This is a genomic window from uncultured Megasphaera sp. (assembly GCF_900539295.1).
In the GTDB taxonomy this organism is placed as follows: domain Bacteria; phylum Bacillota; class Negativicutes; order Veillonellales; family Megasphaeraceae; genus Megasphaera.
Genome location: NZ_UQBH01000014.1, coordinates 40,054 through 56,951, shown reverse-complemented (window position 1 = coordinate 56,951; position 16,898 = coordinate 40,054). Strand labels below are relative to the sequence as shown.

Sequence of the window (16,898 nt, the reverse complement as noted above, 5' to 3'; positions counted from 1 at the left end):
ACTTAACCGAGGAAGATTATAAGGAAAAAATAGCAGGTGAAGATGTTGCTTCTTTCAACGAGTTTATAGATGCCATTATCGTATTTGTAGAACAAAATGGCGGTACTTTAGAAGATGCAATCATTATGGCTAACGATACTTATTACCAATTATAATATACTATAAGTAATATCAGCCGAGGAGAATTTCTGTAAAAGCAAAGTTTTATTGAGATTTAGCTGATAAGATTTTGAATTTATACAGATTCTTTTGAAATGTGGGTTGATTTAGTTCTCTTTTAAAATAAAAATGTTATGCTATCTAAAGCATTGTATTTCAATAGAACAACTATCTACTTTTCATATATAGGTCTATTATTTTAATATAAATAATAAATATTTTGGGTGTAAAATTTGTAGTTTTCATAAAAAAAACGTACCTTTGCACCGCAATTAAGGATGGTTCCGTAGCTCAGCTGGATAGAGCAACGCCCTTCTAAGGCGTGGGTCCTGCGTTCGAATCGCAGCGGAGTCACATATGTACTAAGATTGTACATGATGTCAAAGAACGAGTTTGACCACTCAGTCTGTGAAGATAGAGTGGTTTATTTAGATTACTTATTTATTGACTAAAACTGATGTATTATGAGACTATTTAAGTTAATTAAGAAAGCAGTTCGTTGGTATTTTAGAATAGCTGCAAATAGCTATGCTTGGACACCAACAGGAGTAGTTCCTTACCATAGGGATTAACTCCGATGCAATCGGGATAGGTCAATTAAACATTTGGGAAGGAAGCTTAAGTGGTATAAGCTACTGCCTGTTAAGCAGAAGACAGCGAGTTCGAGTCTCGCCCTTCCCGCATTATGACAACTAAGCAATTAGGTAATATCGGTGAAGCTAAAGCATTAGCTAAATTAGTGTCAATGAACATTCCTGTGTATGTTAGCTTTGGTGATAACGAGAAGGCGGATTTAGTTGCCGATTTTAATGGTAAGCTTAATAAACTACAAGTAAAGACCTCTGAAAAACTCGAAGATGGTAAATTTACGACTAGTTTGAAGAGCAGCACCATTAGGAATCAGGTCAACTATGTGCACAAATATGATTCCTCAGAAATAGACTATTTTGTAGTTTATAATCTAGAATCGGATATACTTCTTATGTTGCCCATAGAAGAATTTGAACACAGAAATGCTGTTACATTTAGAGTTCCCTATGTGGAGACTCATAATCAGCATAAATCATTGAATTACGAAGATTACTTATTTGACAAGATAATAGAAGGTTAACATTAAATTATAAGATTATGCATAGTTTTGGTGCTTACATTGTGGGAGCTATAGTGCTAGTAGTACTGTATTACATCTTTAAAGATTCCACAATCTAGAATTGATGCGTCCTTAGTTCAATCGGTAGAACAATGGTCTCCAAAACCATTGGTTGAGGGTTCGATTCCTTCTGCCCCTGCCACAAAAAATGGAATGAAGTTCACCCTTCATTCCCACATGACTCGGTAGCTCAGCTGGATAGAGTGACTGACTACGAATCAGTAGGTCTAGGGTTCGAATCCCTACCGGGTCACCATCAAAAGCCATCAACATTTTGTTGATGGCTTTTTTACTAATCTTTTTTCCTTTTGACAGGATCCTATCCATGCTATAATAAAGAATACGTTGTATAAGCTAAAAAGGATGTGTAATCGATGAAAGTTCAACTGGAAGAATTGCTGAAAGCCTTTGAATTGAATAACCCGTACCTCAAATTTTATGTAAATAAAAAGGACGGTCGCGTGACTCTGGTCACAGAGATTCCCGGCAATGAAGCGACCGATAACGAAGTGACGAAAAGTCCTGACGACTATATTAAGCTGCCGACCCAGGCCGACTTAAATCTGCCTGAAATGATAAAGGGCTTTGTACCCATGATGAAGGACGAAAAACAGCGCGCTGCCTTTGCGTCTTCGATTGAAGCCGGCAAGTCCTTGAGTCAGCTTGAACAGGAGTTAAGAAGTATGGGACTCGTCCAGTATTGGTATACCTTCCAGCAGATGGAATTCCAAAAGATTGCCAAGAAATGGTGCGAAGACCATCAGCTGGATTATGAAGAATAAAGACCTGGGGGTTTTGTCATGAAAATTTCAGATGTCGGAGAGTTTGGCTTAATCGATATTATAAAAGAAAACACCTTATATCACCCGGAAAATGTCGTCATCGGCATCGGTGACGACGGTGCCGTCTACCGGACGACGCCGGGCTGGCAGCAAGTGTCGGTCATCGATACGATGGTCCAAAACAGCCATTTTATTATCGGCAAGACGGCCGAGTGGTATGACGTCGGCTTTAAATCCGTAGCCTCGAACCTCAGCGATATTGCGGCTATGGGAGCCGTTCCCACTCACGTCGTCCTGTCGACGGCCTTGACGCCTTCGATGGACGTCGATGACGTCCTTGAACTGTATCGCGGCATCAAGGATATCTGCCGAAATTATGAGGTCAATATCCTCGGCGGCGATACGGTCATGGCGAAAGAAGGGGCCGTCATTACGGTGGCGGCTTTCGGAGAAATCGAAGCCGACAAAGCCTTGCGGCGCAGCGGTGCTAAAGACGGCGACATCATTGCCGTTTCCCATACGGTCGGTGATTCTTCCGGCGGTCTCGACGTACTGCTCCAAGGCTGTGAGGGCTATGAATCCTTGAAAAAAGCCCATCAGTGCCCTGTACCGCGCATCGAATTAGGACGCCTTTTAGTGAAACACGGCTGCCACAGCCTCAATGATATCAGTGACGGCCTTGCCAGTGAAGCCAATGAAATCGCAAAAGCCAGCGGCGTGGAATTGGTCATCGACGGCAGTGCCGTTCCGACCAGTGCCGAACTGCAGAAGTGGTCTGCTGAATCGGGAAAACACCTGCTGAATTTCGTTTTTAACGGCGGCGAAGACTATGAATTGGTATTCACCATGGCTCCGGCTGATTTTAAAGCCCTTAAGGCCGACTATCCCGATGTGACCGAGATCGGCTTTGTCCGCACAGGCGTTGGCCGGGTGCTGCTGCAGCATGATGGTCACGAATCGGTCTTACTGCCGAAGGGCTGGGACCACTTTGAGAGGAGATAAGCCTATGTCTATCGATATTACGACCCGCTCAGAGGCGGAAACCATCGCCTTAGGTTCCTTTTTAGGCCCCTTGCTGGCTGACGGTTCTGTCTTGGCCCTGCGGGGAGATTTGGGGGCCGGCAAGACCCACTTTGTCCAAGGCATTGCCAAGGGCATGGGTATTGACGATGTCGTCGTCAGTCCGACCTTCACTCTTTTAAATTACTATGAAAATACGATTCCTCTCCAGCACTTCGATTTTTATCGGCTGGAAGACGAATATGAACTGGATAATCTGGGCTTTGAAGACTATCTCGACAGCGGCGTCACGGTCATCGAATGGTCTGAAAAATTCCCGGACCGCCTGCCTGACGATGCGGCTACGGTCACCATTGAAAAGACGAGCCCGACGGAGCGTCTCTTTCACTTCGACTTTTCCGGAAGCCGTTGGCAGTCTATAGAAAATGAGGTACAGAAATATGCTCTTAGCCATTGAAACATCAAGTCTCGTATCGAGTGTCGCCTTGCTCCATGATGACACCTTGCGGGCTGAACTTACAATCCAGGCGCGGCTGACCCATTCGGAACAGCTCATGCCCCATATCGCCGATATGCTGGTCAAAGCCTCGGTTGCTAAAAATCAGATAGACGGCATTGCCGTTTCCATCGGTCCCGGGTCCTTTACGGGCCTGCGCATCGGCCTTGCGACAGCGAAGGGCCTTGCTTTTGCTTGGAATGTTCCTATCGTGGGGGTCACGACGCCCATCAGCCTGGCCTATAATTTTATGGGCGTGTCCGACCGGATCTGCACCCTCATCGACGCCCAAAAGGGCAATGTTTACGCCGGCGTCTATCGCTGGAGCCGGACGGAGCTGACGACGGAAAAAGATATCTATATCGCGCCCCTTACGGAGGTTTTGGATACCCTCGAAACCGAAGGGCAGCCCGTCGTCTTCTGTGGTGACGGAGCCCTTAAAGGAAGGGGCAAAATCGAAGGACGGAACGACCTTTTCCGCATGGCACCGCCGACGATGGTCATTCCCCGTGCCGGCAGCGTGGCCATTGGGGCAAGCGCCCGCTTTACTGCCGGGGATTATGACGACTGCATGACCCTTACGCCGTCATATCTTCGCCGCAGTGAAGCCGAAGTCCTTTGGGAAAAGCGGCACGGCAGCGCACCATGTCAGTAAGGGTCCGCAAGGCAGTCCTTGATGATTTGCCGGATATCATCGCCATTGAAGAGTCGTCCTTTTCGTCGCCTTGGTCGCACCAAGCTCTGCGGGCAGAATTCGACAACCGCGTCGCCCGCTATTACGTCTTGGAAACAGGCGACGGGATCATTGCCGGCTATGCCGATTTATGGCTCATCGCCGATGAAGGTCAGTTGGCCAACATCGCCGTCCGCCCGTCGGCCAGGGGACTCGGATACGGTGAAACCTTGCTGCGTACGGCCATGGAAGAACTTTTTCATGACGGCTGCAGTGCCGTCTTTTTAGAAGTACGCATTTCCAATGAAGGGGCTATCGCCCTTTATGAAAAATTGGGCTATGAAAAGGCTGCCATCCGCAAGGGCTATTATTCTCAGCCTGTAGAAGACGCTTACATTATGAACTGCACCAAAGAAAATTATCGATGGCTCAGCCATTTATTATAAAAAAAGGATGAAATCTATGTACACCTTAGCACTCGAAACCAGTTGTGACGAAACGTCGGCTGCCGTCATCGAAGACGGCCGTCACATTCGCTCCAATATCATATCGACGCAGGTACCGATCCACCGGAAATTCGGCGGTGTCGTACCGGAAATCGCCTCGCGTCAGCACATCGAATACGTCATGCCCATCATCAAAGAAGCCCTCGATACGGCCAAGGTCACCCTCTCCGATATCGACCATATCGGCGTCACCTACGGCCCGGGCTTGGTCGGCGCCCTCTTAGTCGGCGTGGCTGCAGCCAAAGCCATCAGCTTTGCTGCCGATAAGCCCTTAGTCGGCGTCAACCATATGGAAGGCCATATTTTCGCCAACTTCCTCAGCCATCCGGAATTGGAACCGCCGTTTTTGGCCCTTGTCGTTTCCGGCGGCCATACGCAGCTCGTCCAGATCAATGACTATAACTCCTTCAAGCTCATGGGCCAGACCCGCGACGATGCAGCCGGCGAAGCTTTCGACAAGATTGCCCGGGTCATGGGCTATCCCTATCCCGGCGGTCCTCAGATTGAAAAACTGGCTAAAGACGGAGATCCCGATGCCATTGAATTTCCTAAGGCCCTCCATGAACGGCATAACTTTGAATTCAGTTTCAGCGGTTTAAAATCGGCGGTCCTCAACTATCTGCACACCCAGGAACAGCGGGGATTGTCTTATAATGCTGCTGACGTCGCTGCCAGCTTCCAAAAGACCGTCGTCGAGACTCTCGTAGAAAAGACGATGGATGCCGCTTTGTACAGCGGGGCGAAAAAAATCGTCCTGGCCGGAGGCGTCTCTGCCAACGGTGCTCTGTCGGATGCTATGGAAGCGGCCTGTGCTGAAAAAGGCTATGCCTTCTACCGGCCGGCTCCCATCCTTTGTACCGACAACGGGGCCATGATCGGCTGCCGGGCTTACTATATGGCTCAGGCCGGCCGCTTTGCCGATTTGACCCTCAATGCCAAACCGGCACTGCCGATTGCAGCGGAATAAGCCGTAAGGCTGGAATAGGGGGGATTTCTATGGCTGCACTTGCACCCATTTGCCGGACAGCCAGTACGCTGTCGCCGGTTCAAATCCATATTTTGCAAAATAGTGAGGAACTGCTGCAGTTTGCCAGTGATTTGTCGCACCGCGAACTCTTCGTCTACGTTCCCGGCCGGCGTGAGGGGACGCTGGTCTTGGCAGCCCACCGGACGCCGCTCCTGCAGAAGGGGCGCCAAAGTGAGCTGTCCGATCCGGGAACTATCTTTTCCCATTATGAAGAACCGCTCAATTATCAGGTTTTTCAAGACGGCAGGGCCATGCATGGGGAAAAAGAAATCGAATACGGCCGCACGGCGCCGATCATGGCCTATCCCTTCGTCGATAACGGCGGCCGGACCATTGCCGTCATCGCCTTTGTCGGCGTCGTCGAAGAGAGTCGGGAGCTGTTGACGGAAACTGCCTTCTTGTCTCTCCAGGTGCCGATGGATTTCCATTCCATGTACCGGCCTTTATCGATTCAGGACGGCGTCGTCCTGGTCAACTGCAACGGCATCGTCATTTATGCCGATGACATGGCCGACAGCATCCTCCACATGTGCGGTCAGCACGGCCTCATTACGGGGACCAATATCTATAATACCCGCCTCGACGTGACCGGCGGCAAGCAGGTCTTAGCCGAGGCCAATGGTCTTGCCGATGACATCACCGTCGGCGATGCTGTCGTATCGCGGCGGGTCATCCCGATTTTGCAGCGCGGCAAGGTGCGGCGCGTCATTTCTATTTTGACGGAACGGACCGAACTCCATCGCAAAGAGGCGGAATTGATGGTCAAGACGTCGGTCATTAAAGAAATCCACCACCGGGTCAAGAATAATCTGCAGACCATCGCCAGCCTGCTGCGCATGCAGATGCGGCGCACGACGAGCGAAGAAGCGCAGGACGTCCTGAAGGAGAGCCTGAACCGGATTTTGAGCATCGCCCTGGTCCATGAGACCCTGTCCTACGACGATGACGAAAACATCAATCTTTCCGACGTCGCTCAAAAACTGCTGGGCCTCTTGGCGCACAGTCTGGTCAGCAAGGAATGCCGCGTAGAAACGAAGTTTTCCGGCGATAAACTGCTTCTGCCGTCCGATGTCGTCACGTCCTTGGCGCTGATCCTCAATGAACTCATTACCAATGCCATCATCCATGGCTTTGAAGGACGGGCTGAAGGAAGGATTTTCATCGACATCCGCCGGGAAGATACGGTTTGTGTCATCACCGTCTGTGATGACGGCATCGGCATGTCGCAGGTTCCGAAAGACGCAGACCGCAAACGCCTTGGCATGGCCATTGTCCGGACGCTGATTGAAAAAGATCTGCACGGGACGATTGCCTTTTCAGAAGCTGTGCCTTGGGGGACAGCCGTTACCATTCGGTTTCCATTGTCAAAGAGGGGAGAATGAACCATGGGATATCGCATTGTAATAGGGGACGATGAATCGATCATTCGAATGGATTTAAGCGAAATGCTGGAAGACGCCGGCCATACCGTCGTCGGTGAAGCCTCTGACGGACTGGAGGCGCTGGAATTAGTGCGAAAAGAAAAGCCGGACATCGTCCTGCTCGATATCAAGATGCCCCGCCTGGACGGTATCCATGCAGCCCGGATGATCGGCCATGAAGGACTGGCGCCGGTCCTCCTCTTGACGGCATACAGCCAGGAGGACATCGTCGATAAAGCCAAAGACTCCGGCGTCCTGGGGTACCTGGTGAAACCGGTGAGCCCGGTCAACCTGTTCCCAGCCATTGAAATTGCCATCGCTCAGTTTGCCCGGCAGCGGGAAGCGGCCAAACAATTGGCCGATATGAACGACCGGATCGAAACGCGCAAAGCCGTCGATCGGGCCAAGGGCTGCCTCATGGACTTATACCATATCTCTGAAAACGAAGCCTACAAGCGGCTTCAGCAATACAGTATGAAGAACCGCAAACCCTTGAAAACAGTGGCCGAATCGGTCATTGCCGGAGCGGAAAAGATAAAAGGTCAAAAAAAAATAAAGCCATTAAAGAAAAAGTTGAGGCCCAAGCCTTGACTTTTTCACCTTTAATGGCTAATATATATATTGTAAGTTAGCACTCAGAAGTGAAGAGTGCTGATAAAGACTAGCAACTTACGTCTAAGGAGGAATATACAATGTTAAAACCGTTAGGAGATCGCGTAGTTATCCGCGTATTGGAACAAGAAGAAAAAACTGCAAGCGGTATTTTTTTACCGGACACCGCTAAAGAAAAACCGAGTCAGGGTGAAGTTGTCGCCGTTGGTTCGGGCAAGCTTCTGGACGACGGGAAACGCCTTGCTTTGGATGTTAAAGTTGGCGATAAGATCATTTTCTCGAAATATGCTGGTACGGAAGTCAAATTTGAAGGCACAGATTACTTGATCGTCAGCGAACGCGACATTCTGGCTATTATCTAATAAATTAAAACTACTGACTTTTCATATAGGAGTGTGTTAAAGATGGCAAAACAGATTTTGTTCAATGAAGATGCACGTCGTGCTCTCGGCAAAGGCGTAGACGCTTTGGCAAATGCCGTAAAAGTTACCTTGGGACCTAAAGGCCGCAACGTTGTTCTCGATAAAAAATTCGGTGCTCCGACGATCACCAACGACGGTGTTACCATCGCCCGCGACATTGAATTGGAAGATCCCTTTGAAAACATGGGCGCTCAGCTCGTCAAAGAAGTCGCTACCAAAACCAACGATGTAGCTGGTGACGGCACGACGACGGCTACGATTCTGGCTCAGGCTATGATTGAAGAAGGCATGCGCAACGTCGCTGCCGGTGCCAATCCGATGATCCTCAAACGGGGCATTGAAAAAGCTACGGCTAAACTCGTCGAAGAAATCAAAAAACGCTCGATTCCCGTTTCGGATAAAGCTTCTATCGCTCAGGTAGCATCCATTTCTGCCGGTGACGAAGAAGTCGGCGGCCTCATTGCTGACGCTATGGAAAAAGTCGGCAAAGACGGCGTCATCACCGTTGAAGAATCGAAGACCATGGGCACGCAGCTCTCCGTCGTCGAAGGCATGCAGTTCGACCGCGGCTACATCTCCCCGTACATGGTATCCGATCCGGACAAGATGGAAGCTGTCATGAGCGAACCGTACATCCTCATTACGGACCGCAAGATCGCTTCGATCCAGGAAATGCTCCCGGTTCTCGAAAAAGTTGTTCAGTCCGGCAAGGAACTGCTCATCATCGCTGAAGACGTAGAAGGCGAAGCTCTTGCTACCTTGGTTGTCAACCGTCTCCGCGGTACCTTTAAAGCTGTTGCCGTCAAGGCTCCTGGCTTCGGCGACCGCCGCAAAGCGATGCTTCAGGATATTGCAACCCTTACGGGTGCTACGGTCATCACGGAAGATGTCGGCCGTAAACTCGACAGCGTTACCATGGAAGACCTCGGCACGGCTCGTCAGGTCCGCGTAACTAAAGATGAAACGACGATCGTTGAAGGCCACGGCGACGCTCAGGCTATCAAAGAACGCGTTGCTCAGATCAAATCGCAGATCGCTGACACGACGTCTGATTTCGATAAAGAAAAACTGCAGGAACGTTTGGCTAAGATGTCCGGCGGTGTCGCTGTCATCGAAGTCGGTGCTGCAACGGAAGTCGAATTGAAAGATAAGAAATATCGCCTCGAAGATGCCCTCAACGCAACTCGCGCAGCTGTTGAAGAAGGTATCGTATCCGGCGGCGGCACGACCCTCATCGACATCCTCCCGGCTCTCGATGAATTCAAAGAAGAAGGCGACATTCAGACCGGTATCAACCTCGTCAAACGCGCTGTTGAAGCTCCGCTCCGTCAGATCGCTGAAAATGCCGGCCTCGAAGGCTCGGTCATCGTCGCTCAGGTTAAATCCTCGGAAGACGGCGTAGGCTTCAATGCCCTCAAAGAAGAATATGTCGATATGGTTAAAGCTGGTATCGTCGACCCGGCTAAAGTAACCCGTACGGCTCTTCAGAATGCAGCTTCCATCGCAGCTCTGGTCCTCACGACGGAAACCTTGGTTGCTGACAAACCGGAACCGGCTCCGGCAGCTCCGGCAGCACCGGCTGGTATGGGCGGCATGCCCGGCATGATGTAAATAAAAATTCAAAAGTGCTGTAAATACGATGGTTAAGGCGTTTATAAGGCCTTGAAAATCGTGCTCAGAGAACAAAACGAGAACCAAAAAATAAGCCTCTTGCGAAATCAACCGCAAGGGGCTTATTTTTATGCCTTATTTAAGAGTTCATCAAACTTTTCTGCCGTTTCTGTCGCCAGTGTTTTGGTGATGTGAAGATATATCTGCCGTGTAATCGCGTCGTCGGCATGGCCCAAACGCTTCATGATTTGTACTAGATCTATCCCGGCTTCCGCCAGCAGAGAAGCATGAGTATGGCGAAAAATATGTGGGTGTATGTGAAGGCTCACCGGGTTATCCATAAGTCGCTGAATACGGTCTATACGAGTCTGTACGAGCCGCTGGGTAAGCGGATGCCCAGGATGGGCCGGAGCCGTAAAAACGAAGCCCAATTTACTGCCCTTTGGGTAATGCCATAGCTCTTTATATTCAATCCGGAGTTTAGAGACTTGGAACTTGAATGCAGCCAGCACCTTTTCCAGATGTGCCGGCATAGTGACGACTCGCACCGACGTTTCTGTCTTCGGAGGAAGGAACTCGTATTTTTCAGCGTTATTCGTCGGATTGTAAAGCGTCTTAGATACCTTAACCACATTTTGCTTGAAGTCTATATCTTCCCAAGTGAGCGCCAGGGCTTCACCGATCCGTAAGCCCGTATAAGCCAGCAGCGTAAATAAAGGATAGTCGGGCATAATTCCTTTTTCTTTCGCTGTTTCCAAGAAATCAAGAAGCTGAGACTTTTCCAGGTAAGCGGGGACGTTTTCATCTGGATCTACGATTTTCCGTTTGGGCCGTGGGACCGTAGCAAACTCGGTCGGATCTGAATAAATAAGCTCATATTCTACAGCCCGTTTAAAAATCATTTTGGCTGTAGCATGGATACCAGATATCGTATTTGGAGCAAGCGTCTTAGCAAGAGATAATAAGGCGTCTTGATACTGTTTTTTATAAATTTCTTGAACAGGGATTTTTTCAAAGTACCGGTTAAGGTGCCCAAGCTGATGTTTTCGGATCCGGACAGACGATACTTTAGCTGTAGTTGCGTATGCCTTTAGCCACTCCTTAGCAAAATCCCCGAACGTCACAGCTTCCGGACGTGCGAAGCCTTTATTTCGATACAGCCGCAGCGCTTCTTCTCCGGCTATCCTGGCATCCTTTGCCCGCTTGAAACCGCCTTTTTCTTTCTGTTGCCGTTTCCCCGTTCGCGGGTTTTTGCCGATGTCAATTTTATAGGCCCATAGCCCCGAAGGCTTTTTATAAACGTGCATGATTTACCTCCTTCCCTTACCAGCATCTTGTGAGCATCTGTACTTTTTACTTCTTTTTTAATTGTTTCTTTTGTTCCCGCTCAATTTGCTTAATACTTTTATCCGGCGTCGGTAAGTCCTCTGGCATGGTTCCGCCTAATTCTTTTATTGTGTTCCTAACCGCTTTCCCAACCATATAATGCGTTTTATTTGCCTTTTCCTTTCCATGGATTTTATCACGGCGAAGCTTTTCATCTGTTTGAGTAGCGCGAAATAAATTGGCGGCTAACTCTGTACTACCCATATGATCCAGGATTTTTTGTGATTTTTTTAATCCTTTACGGGCATGAATTTCTTTTTGACCTAATCCACCATAAAGGCCTTGATAACCTTTATTTTGGAAAATAGCAAAATCGCGCGGCGTTTCTACACCTGACTGTTGGGCGGCTTCAACTAATGATTTATTATGTTCAATCAGATCGCCGCGGATAGTCAGCCTTTTTTGATCTTCCGTCATGTTGTCAAAATCATCCATGATTTCCTGCTGGCGAGTCTTCACGGCAAAATAAGTCTGAGCTAACGCGATGGCCTTTTTCCGTGAATCTCCATTCATTGCGATTAAATAACATGCGTATCGGGATAAATGATAATCCTCCAAAACACGTTTCGCCCCGCTGCCGATATTAACCATTCCGTGCACCTGCACGAAATGGTCAGAAGCCTCATTATTACTAGCTTTGCAAGCGTCTATTGCTTTTAAAATTACTTTTTTAAAAAAGCGATATTCATTATAACCTAACACTTGAATAAGCTCTCTGGCAATCCAGTATTCCTGGCCGTATTCATTGATATGTTTAATATTTTCAAAAAGAGATTCATTAATATTTTCTAGATTATTCATTGAACAGACTCCTTTCTTAAAATTTCCGCCGCATCTCGACGACTTTTCTATAATCTGTACGGGCATATCCTGTATATCCTTATTCGAGTAGAAGTGGGGCTCGTACACGCTGGGGTTGGTGGCGATGATGGCACCCATGGCTATTTACGCAGGCAGATGCTTCATCTTCATGCTTTCGCGATACTGATCTGCGCTTGGAATTTCAGTGAATTCAACGGTGCCATCGTAATTTTCTTTCACCACTTTTTCGATTTGTTTCAGTGGAACTTTAAAGAATTCACGACGGGTATTTACCATATTCAGCTTTTTATCTTCAAATGCATGATGAAGCGCGGCTTCAAGCTTCGGTGCATCGTCGCTGAATATCATGGCATGAACATCAAAATTAAAAGGAACAGAAGCATCCCCTAATTCATAGACACGTTCCATTGGATCTAAACGGCGAGTCATGCCAATCTTATAAATATCCTTGCCGAAGGAGCCAATATTTGAAATGACGTAGACATAGCCGGCTTTTTGATTTGATTCCCGATAGTCAATGTCTACCATATTTTTATTGACATCGGATAAGTGCTCTTGTAACTCTGTAATTTTTTCTTGCAAAGCAGCTTTTTCGTCAGCATCTACAGTAGTCTTTAATTGCTCTTGTGCTGTTTCTAATGCATTAGAATAATGTGCTTTTTCTTTGGCAATTTTCTTTTTGGCTTCCGCGATTTCTTTCTTCAGCTTGGCTTCTTCTCGAGCTTGTTCTCGGAGCTCTCTCTGATGCTCTTTTTCTTCCTGTTTCTTCAGTTGGTATTCGAGGGCTAAGTGCAGCTCATCGATCTTATAATTATAATATTCTGGGTTAATGGATATATTCATGACGCGGCCAAGCTTGGTAATAGCTGTGTATGAGTTCGTGATTCTTTTTTTGCAAGAGTCGAAATTATTATATTTTACTTTCCCCGTTACATGCTCACATTCGCTATTGAAAGCACGTAATAATAATTTTTGTGTATCTCGGACCATTTTCTTGCCTTCGGACTTGCTCCCGTTTACCGTCCAGTCAAGATTCCCGGTGGCCGCGGTTTTATTCTTTATCATTTCCTTTTGGCGGTCTCTGATTTCGTCTAATTTAAATTTATAGTTTTCCGAGTGGGCGAAATCATAAATCGGATGATAAAGAGCGAAATCTTGCATGAGCGCCTCTTCATCCATTTCGACTAGCTGGTTGGAAAGCTCTTCTTTTTTATGCTGAAGAGTTTGAATTTCAGTGTTTAATTGGTCAGCAATCGCGCGTGCATCCTGGGTGGCTTTTTTCACGATTGCATCAATGATGTCTTTTTTGTTTTTTATCTTTTCAGCCAACCCATCTAATTTCCGTTGGGAATCTTCCAGCTTTTGAGATGCTTGAGCATTGGCATCTTTAATGATTTTATCAATTTCTGATTCCTTATTGACTATTTTTTTATCAAGCTCAACAATTTCAGCTTTTTTGCTTTCAACAAGTTCGTCGGCTTCTGTGGTAGCTTCAGAAATAATCTGCGCTTTCAATAATTCTTTGTTTGTAATATCTTCATTTAACTTTGCGAGTTTAGCTTCGGCATCACCGAACATATACTCATGCTTTTGAATGAAGCTGTCTAATTTTTCTTGTAACTGGTGATTTGTCTTTTTATTCTTTTTGCTTTTATATAGAAGCAGTGGAATAGCCAGCATGGCCGCAAAAGGAAAACATGATCCAACAGCTATTACTAAACAAATTGTTACACTCTTTAAATACCAACTTTCTTTAACGGATGTATCCATAAATATCCTCCTCTCGGTAATCTACCATGACCGGCGGCTTTCGATGACTTTGCCTAAAATTCGAACTGGCAGCTCTTGTATTTGCTGATTGGAATAGAAATAGGGCTCATATACATCTGGGTTGAAGCCGTAAAGCATGATGCCGCCGTTAACTTTTTTAACCTGCTTAATAGTGGCTTCGTCTCCGTTGACCAGGACAATTGCAATATCTCCCGTTTCTACATCTTCCTGCTTTTTTACAATAACAACATCACCTTCCTCCAATTTGGGTAACATCGAATCACCCCTGACCTGCAGCGCAAAGAATTCACCCGTTGCGGCAAGCTCCGGGGTGATTTCTTCATAGTCCAGGATTTCCTCCACGGCCTCTATGGGGATGCCTGCCACGACGCGGCCAAGAACTGGGATGCGGACTCCCCGGCCTGTGGTTTTTGGCTGGGCGGCTTTGGCTGGTTCGTTTCCGAGCAGATAGTCTAGGGACACCTCGAAGAGGGCAGATATCTTTTTTAAAGTATCGGCATCAGGGAATCGCTTATTTGATTCATATAGGGATACCGTTGATTCGGCAACCCCTATTTTTTGCCCGAATTCCTTTTGACTTAAGGACCTATCTTTTCTACATTTTTTTAGTTTTGCGCCAAAACTCATACAAGTATCCTCCTTTACAATGTGTAATATTTATTTAAATTATAACTTTACAAATAGCAAAGCACAACGATAAAAAAACAAAACTTTGCATATTGTCAAATAATTGTGTAAAAATACTTGACAATATGCAAAGTATAGACTATACTACAATCAGACATTGCGAAACGCAAAGTTAGGAGGTGAGATGATGAAAAAAGAGCAGACTTTGCAGGAAATTCTGGAAGAGAAAGGAATTACGCAAAGAAGTCTTTCCAAGCTCTTAAACCTTTCAGAATCGCAGGTAAGCTTGTTAATCAATGGGAAACGACGCATGTCCTTTGAAAATGGCATGAAAATCGCCAAAAGGGCGAAAGTTAGCCCTACAACTATTTTTTTATCGCTAAACTTTGCAAAACGCAAAGAAAGGAGAACACAGCAATGAACGAACTACAGATTTTCAAAAGTCCAGAATTTGGACAGGTAAGAACAGTAACGATAGACGGTGATCCATGGTTTGTCGCTAAAGATGTGGCAATGGCACTAGGCTATGCAAAACCGGAAAATGCTGTAGCGAATCACATAGATCCCGAAGATAAAACCAGTACCCTGATTCAGGGGAGTGGTTCCAACTACAAAAGCAAGGCCACGCTCATCAACGAATCTGGCTTATACAGCTTAGTAATGAGCTCTAAGCTTCCGACAGCCAAAAAGTTTAAGCACTGGGTCACGAGCGAAGTCCTACCGGCAATCCGTAAACACGGTGCATACATGACGCCGGAAAAGGTCGAGGAAGCCCTGCTGAATCCGGATACGATTATCAAACTGGCCACGGAGCTGAAAGCCGAACGGGAAGCCCGAAAGAACGCTGAGCTGGAAGCCGCCAGTGCAAAACAGGTTATCGGTGAGCTGAAACCGAAAGCCGATTATACCGACCGTATCCTTTCCAGTAAAGGGACGGTGCCGACGACAGCAATCGCCAAGGACTATGGCATGAGCACCAAGGCACTGAATCAGAAACTCCATGAACTCCGGGTCATCTACCGGATGGGGTCGCAATGGTTCCTGTACGCCAAGTACCAGGCTAAAGGCTATACCCATAGCAAGACCTTCGACTTCAAGCACAGCGACGGCCGTCCGGACTGTAAGATGCAGACCGAATGGACACAGAAAGGACGCCTCTTCCTGTATCAGCTCCTCAAGAAGCATGGAGTTCTTCCCATGATTGAACGGGAAGACCAGGAAGCGGGGCACTAAGGAGGCGCGTAGCATGAAAAAAGAAAAAAGCGGGACGGTTTACGTATTAAGTATTGATTTAAACAAACAAAAATACTACGTAATGGACCTGGAAGGGAGCTTATCACGTAGTATCTCTGATAGCATGTTGTTCCTTTATGAAAGTATAGCGGAATCGTATGCTGGCCCTATTGAACATCTTGTCGAAGAAAAAACAAAAGAAATCGCAACTATTCGTGTTATCAAGTTGCCTTTATCTCGTGTTATTCCGGGAACTTGGCAGGATGATGTCGAAGAAAAGGCCACCAAGCTGGCACTTGATGACCTTTCTTGCGAATCCATTGAACAATTAGCTAATCATTTGCATAAAGCCTTAGAGAGCACCTTGAAGAGCAATTCTTGATTTAGCTTAGCACTTAATTGAAACGCTCCGAGGATAGTGGATTCAAGCGAAGTTTTTCCGGATGCATTCAATAATATCGCTTTAACTTTTGATTCATCATACGAAGCCATTATCTCTGCTTGTGCTTCAACAAAAATTTTCTTTAATTCTTCCTCGGTCATCGTAATCACCTCCTTCCGTACTCATCATAGCATGGTTCAACGGAGGGGGAAAGAAATAAAGGAGGGACTAAATATGAATGAAGATATTTATAAGGGGTTACCCCCGATTTTAACGGCAAAAGACATCGCCGAATTCTTGCGGATTGGCATGAACCAGGCTTACGGAATCATTCATGAAATCGGATTCCGGTATGGCCGCACAGTGCGATGCACCAAAAATCAATTAATCAACTTCGTGGAAGGAGGTGGAAGAAACCATGAAGACAATGAAGATTTACGAGCAGGGGCCGAATGAGCCAACGCGTAAACCGCGCTTCCGGATGATCCGAGCGGGGCTGGCCATCATGGCCGCCTTCGGTATCGGGCTGTACCTCGGCAGTGCGACTCCCTGGTCCCAGGCCGAAACGGTTGCCGCTGATACGGCCATCATCCACGTCGTCAACAAAGATGAAACGCTGTGGGAAATCGCCGGGCCAGTAGCTGACAAGACCGGCCAGGATATCCGGGAGGTCATCTACCAGCTCCAAGTCAACAACGACTTGGGGCCGAACCCGACATTAAAGCCTGGTCAGCGACTGGTCATTCGCTTTTAAGACAAAAAAAGGGCCCCACGGCAA

21 protein-coding genes and 3 tRNA genes are annotated in these 16,898 nt (G+C 47.1%); 19 read left to right on the top strand and 5 right to left on the bottom strand.

Annotated elements, in window-relative coordinates:
• The first annotated feature begins 439 nt into the window (after positions 1 to 439).
• The 14 genes from QZQ46_RS06290 (at position 440) to groL (ending at position 9,879) form a co-directional block, all read left to right on the top strand.
• Positions 440 to 513, top strand: a tRNA-Arg gene (locus tag QZQ46_RS06290).
• Positions 514 to 766: 253 nt separating this feature from the next.
• A tRNA-Asn gene (locus QZQ46_RS06285) sits at positions 767 to 840 on the top strand.
• Positions 841 to 844: 4 nt separating this feature from the next.
• The gene (locus QZQ46_RS06280) at positions 845 to 1,270 is read left to right on the top strand and encodes a group I intron-associated PD-(D/E)XK endonuclease (protein ID WP_296828024.1); all 426 of its coding nucleotides are present in this window, start codon (positions 845 to 847) and stop codon (positions 1,268 to 1,270) included.
• A 218-nt stretch (positions 1,271 to 1,488) separates the two neighbouring features.
• Positions 1,489 to 1,565: transfer RNA gene (locus tag QZQ46_RS06275), tRNA-Arg, on the top strand.
• Positions 1,566 to 1,683: 118 nt separating this feature from the next.
• On the top strand, positions 1,684 to 2,091 hold the full coding sequence (locus tag QZQ46_RS06270; protein ID WP_296828021.1) for a UPF0158 family protein: 408 nt from the start codon (positions 1,684 to 1,686) through the stop codon (positions 2,089 to 2,091).
• 18 nt (positions 2,092 to 2,109) lie between these two features.
• Positions 2,110 to 3,093, top strand: a complete 984-nt coding sequence (gene thiL, locus QZQ46_RS06265) for a thiamine-phosphate kinase (RefSeq protein ID WP_296828018.1) — start codon at positions 2,110 to 2,112, stop codon at positions 3,091 to 3,093.
• 4 nt (positions 3,094 to 3,097) lie between these two features.
• A complete protein-coding gene (gene tsaE / locus QZQ46_RS06260) occupies positions 3,098 to 3,568 on the top strand; it encodes a tRNA (adenosine(37)-N6)-threonylcarbamoyltransferase complex ATPase subunit type 1 TsaE (RefSeq protein ID WP_296828016.1) in 471 nt (156 codons plus the stop codon).
• Positions 3,552 to 4,262 (top strand): tRNA (adenosine(37)-N6)-threonylcarbamoyltransferase complex dimerization subunit type 1 TsaB, encoded by a 711-nt coding sequence (gene tsaB / locus QZQ46_RS06255; protein ID WP_296828014.1) that lies wholly within the window; start codon positions 3,552 to 3,554, stop codon positions 4,260 to 4,262. Before tsaE ends, tsaB begins: the two co-directional genes overlap by 17 nt.
• A complete protein-coding gene (gene rimI, locus QZQ46_RS06250) occupies positions 4,253 to 4,726 on the top strand; it encodes a ribosomal protein S18-alanine N-acetyltransferase (RefSeq protein ID WP_296828011.1) in 474 nt (157 codons plus the stop codon). Before tsaB ends, rimI begins: the two co-directional genes overlap by 10 nt.
• Positions 4,727 to 4,742: 16 nt before the next feature.
• Positions 4,743 to 5,753: a tRNA (adenosine(37)-N6)-threonylcarbamoyltransferase complex transferase subunit TsaD gene (tsaD, locus tag QZQ46_RS06245; protein ID WP_296828009.1), complete on the top strand. Its 1,011-nt coding sequence runs from the start codon at positions 4,743 to 4,745 to the stop codon at positions 5,751 to 5,753.
• A gap of 29 nt (positions 5,754 to 5,782) precedes the next feature.
• On the top strand, positions 5,783 to 7,195 hold the full coding sequence (locus tag QZQ46_RS06240; RefSeq protein WP_296828006.1) for a histidine kinase N-terminal domain-containing protein: 1,413 nt from the start codon (positions 5,783 to 5,785) through the stop codon (positions 7,193 to 7,195).
• A 3-nt stretch (positions 7,196 to 7,198) separates the two neighbouring features.
• The gene (locus QZQ46_RS06235) at positions 7,199 to 7,825 is read left to right on the top strand and encodes an ANTAR domain-containing response regulator (RefSeq protein WP_296828003.1); all 627 of its coding nucleotides are present in this window, start codon (positions 7,199 to 7,201) and stop codon (positions 7,823 to 7,825) included.
• Positions 7,826 to 7,926: 101 nt separating this feature from the next.
• Positions 7,927 to 8,208 (top strand): co-chaperone GroES, encoded by a 282-nt coding sequence (groES, locus tag QZQ46_RS06230; protein WP_296828001.1) that lies wholly within the window; start codon positions 7,927 to 7,929, stop codon positions 8,206 to 8,208.
• A 42-nt stretch (positions 8,209 to 8,250) separates the two neighbouring features.
• The gene (gene groL, locus QZQ46_RS06225; protein WP_065359814.1) at positions 8,251 to 9,879 is read left to right on the top strand and encodes a chaperonin GroEL; all 1,629 of its coding nucleotides are present in this window, start codon (positions 8,251 to 8,253) and stop codon (positions 9,877 to 9,879) included.
• A gap of 128 nt (positions 9,880 to 10,007) precedes the next feature.
• Here the strand turns inward: groL and QZQ46_RS06220 are convergent, their stop codons facing one another.
• From QZQ46_RS06220 to QZQ46_RS06205, 4 genes are all read right to left on the bottom strand, one after another.
• A complete protein-coding gene (locus QZQ46_RS06220) occupies positions 10,008 to 11,186 on the bottom strand; it encodes a tyrosine-type recombinase/integrase (protein ID WP_296827996.1) in 1,179 nt (392 codons plus the stop codon).
• Positions 11,187 to 11,232: 46 nt separating this feature from the next.
• A complete protein-coding gene (gene dinD, locus QZQ46_RS06215) occupies positions 11,233 to 12,066 on the bottom strand; it encodes a DNA damage-inducible protein D (protein WP_296827994.1) in 834 nt (277 codons plus the stop codon).
• A 144-nt stretch (positions 12,067 to 12,210) separates the two neighbouring features.
• Positions 12,211 to 13,857 carry a DUF4041 domain-containing protein gene (locus QZQ46_RS06210; RefSeq protein ID WP_296827991.1) on the bottom strand — a complete coding sequence of 549 codons (1,647 nt, stop codon included), beginning with the start codon at positions 13,855 to 13,857 and terminating at the stop codon, positions 12,211 to 12,213.
• 21 nt (positions 13,858 to 13,878) lie between these two features.
• Positions 13,879 to 14,505, bottom strand: a complete 627-nt coding sequence (locus QZQ46_RS06205; RefSeq protein ID WP_296827988.1) for a LexA family transcriptional regulator — start codon at positions 14,503 to 14,505, stop codon at positions 13,879 to 13,881.
• 187 nt (positions 14,506 to 14,692) lie between these two features.
• Between QZQ46_RS06205 and QZQ46_RS06200 the strand changes: the two genes are divergently transcribed.
• The 3 genes from QZQ46_RS06200 to QZQ46_RS06190 are packed head-to-tail and all read left to right on the top strand — an operon-like array spanning position 14,693 to position 16,120.
• Complete coding sequence (locus tag QZQ46_RS06200) at positions 14,693 to 14,926, top strand: helix-turn-helix transcriptional regulator (protein WP_279018191.1); 234 nt, start codon at positions 14,693 to 14,695, stop codon at positions 14,924 to 14,926.
• A complete protein-coding gene (locus tag QZQ46_RS06195) occupies positions 14,923 to 15,738 on the top strand; it encodes a phage antirepressor (RefSeq protein ID WP_296827981.1) in 816 nt (271 codons plus the stop codon). The genes QZQ46_RS06200 and QZQ46_RS06195 overlap by 4 nt, the downstream gene beginning before the upstream one ends.
• Positions 15,739 to 15,751: 13 nt before the next feature.
• Positions 15,752 to 16,120 carry a hypothetical protein gene (locus tag QZQ46_RS06190; RefSeq protein ID WP_169013979.1) on the top strand — a complete coding sequence of 123 codons (369 nt, stop codon included), beginning with the start codon at positions 15,752 to 15,754 and terminating at the stop codon, positions 16,118 to 16,120.
• Here QZQ46_RS06190 and QZQ46_RS06185 read toward each other — a convergent pair.
• A complete protein-coding gene (locus tag QZQ46_RS06185) occupies positions 16,075 to 16,281 on the bottom strand; it encodes a hypothetical protein (RefSeq protein ID WP_296827978.1) in 207 nt (68 codons plus the stop codon). The two genes, QZQ46_RS06190 and QZQ46_RS06185, sit on opposite strands and share 46 nt — an antisense overlap.
• Positions 16,282 to 16,354: 73 nt before the next feature.
• Between QZQ46_RS06185 and QZQ46_RS06180 the strand changes: the two genes are divergently transcribed.
• Together QZQ46_RS06180 and QZQ46_RS06175 are read left to right on the top strand one after the other, a co-directional pair.
• The gene (locus QZQ46_RS06180; RefSeq protein ID WP_296827976.1) at positions 16,355 to 16,576 is read left to right on the top strand and encodes a hypothetical protein; all 222 of its coding nucleotides are present in this window, start codon (positions 16,355 to 16,357) and stop codon (positions 16,574 to 16,576) included.
• A complete protein-coding gene (locus QZQ46_RS06175) occupies positions 16,539 to 16,874 on the top strand; it encodes a LysM domain-containing protein (RefSeq protein WP_296827973.1) in 336 nt (111 codons plus the stop codon). Before QZQ46_RS06180 ends, QZQ46_RS06175 begins: the two co-directional genes overlap by 38 nt.
• Positions 16,875 to 16,898: the final 24 nt, after the last annotated feature.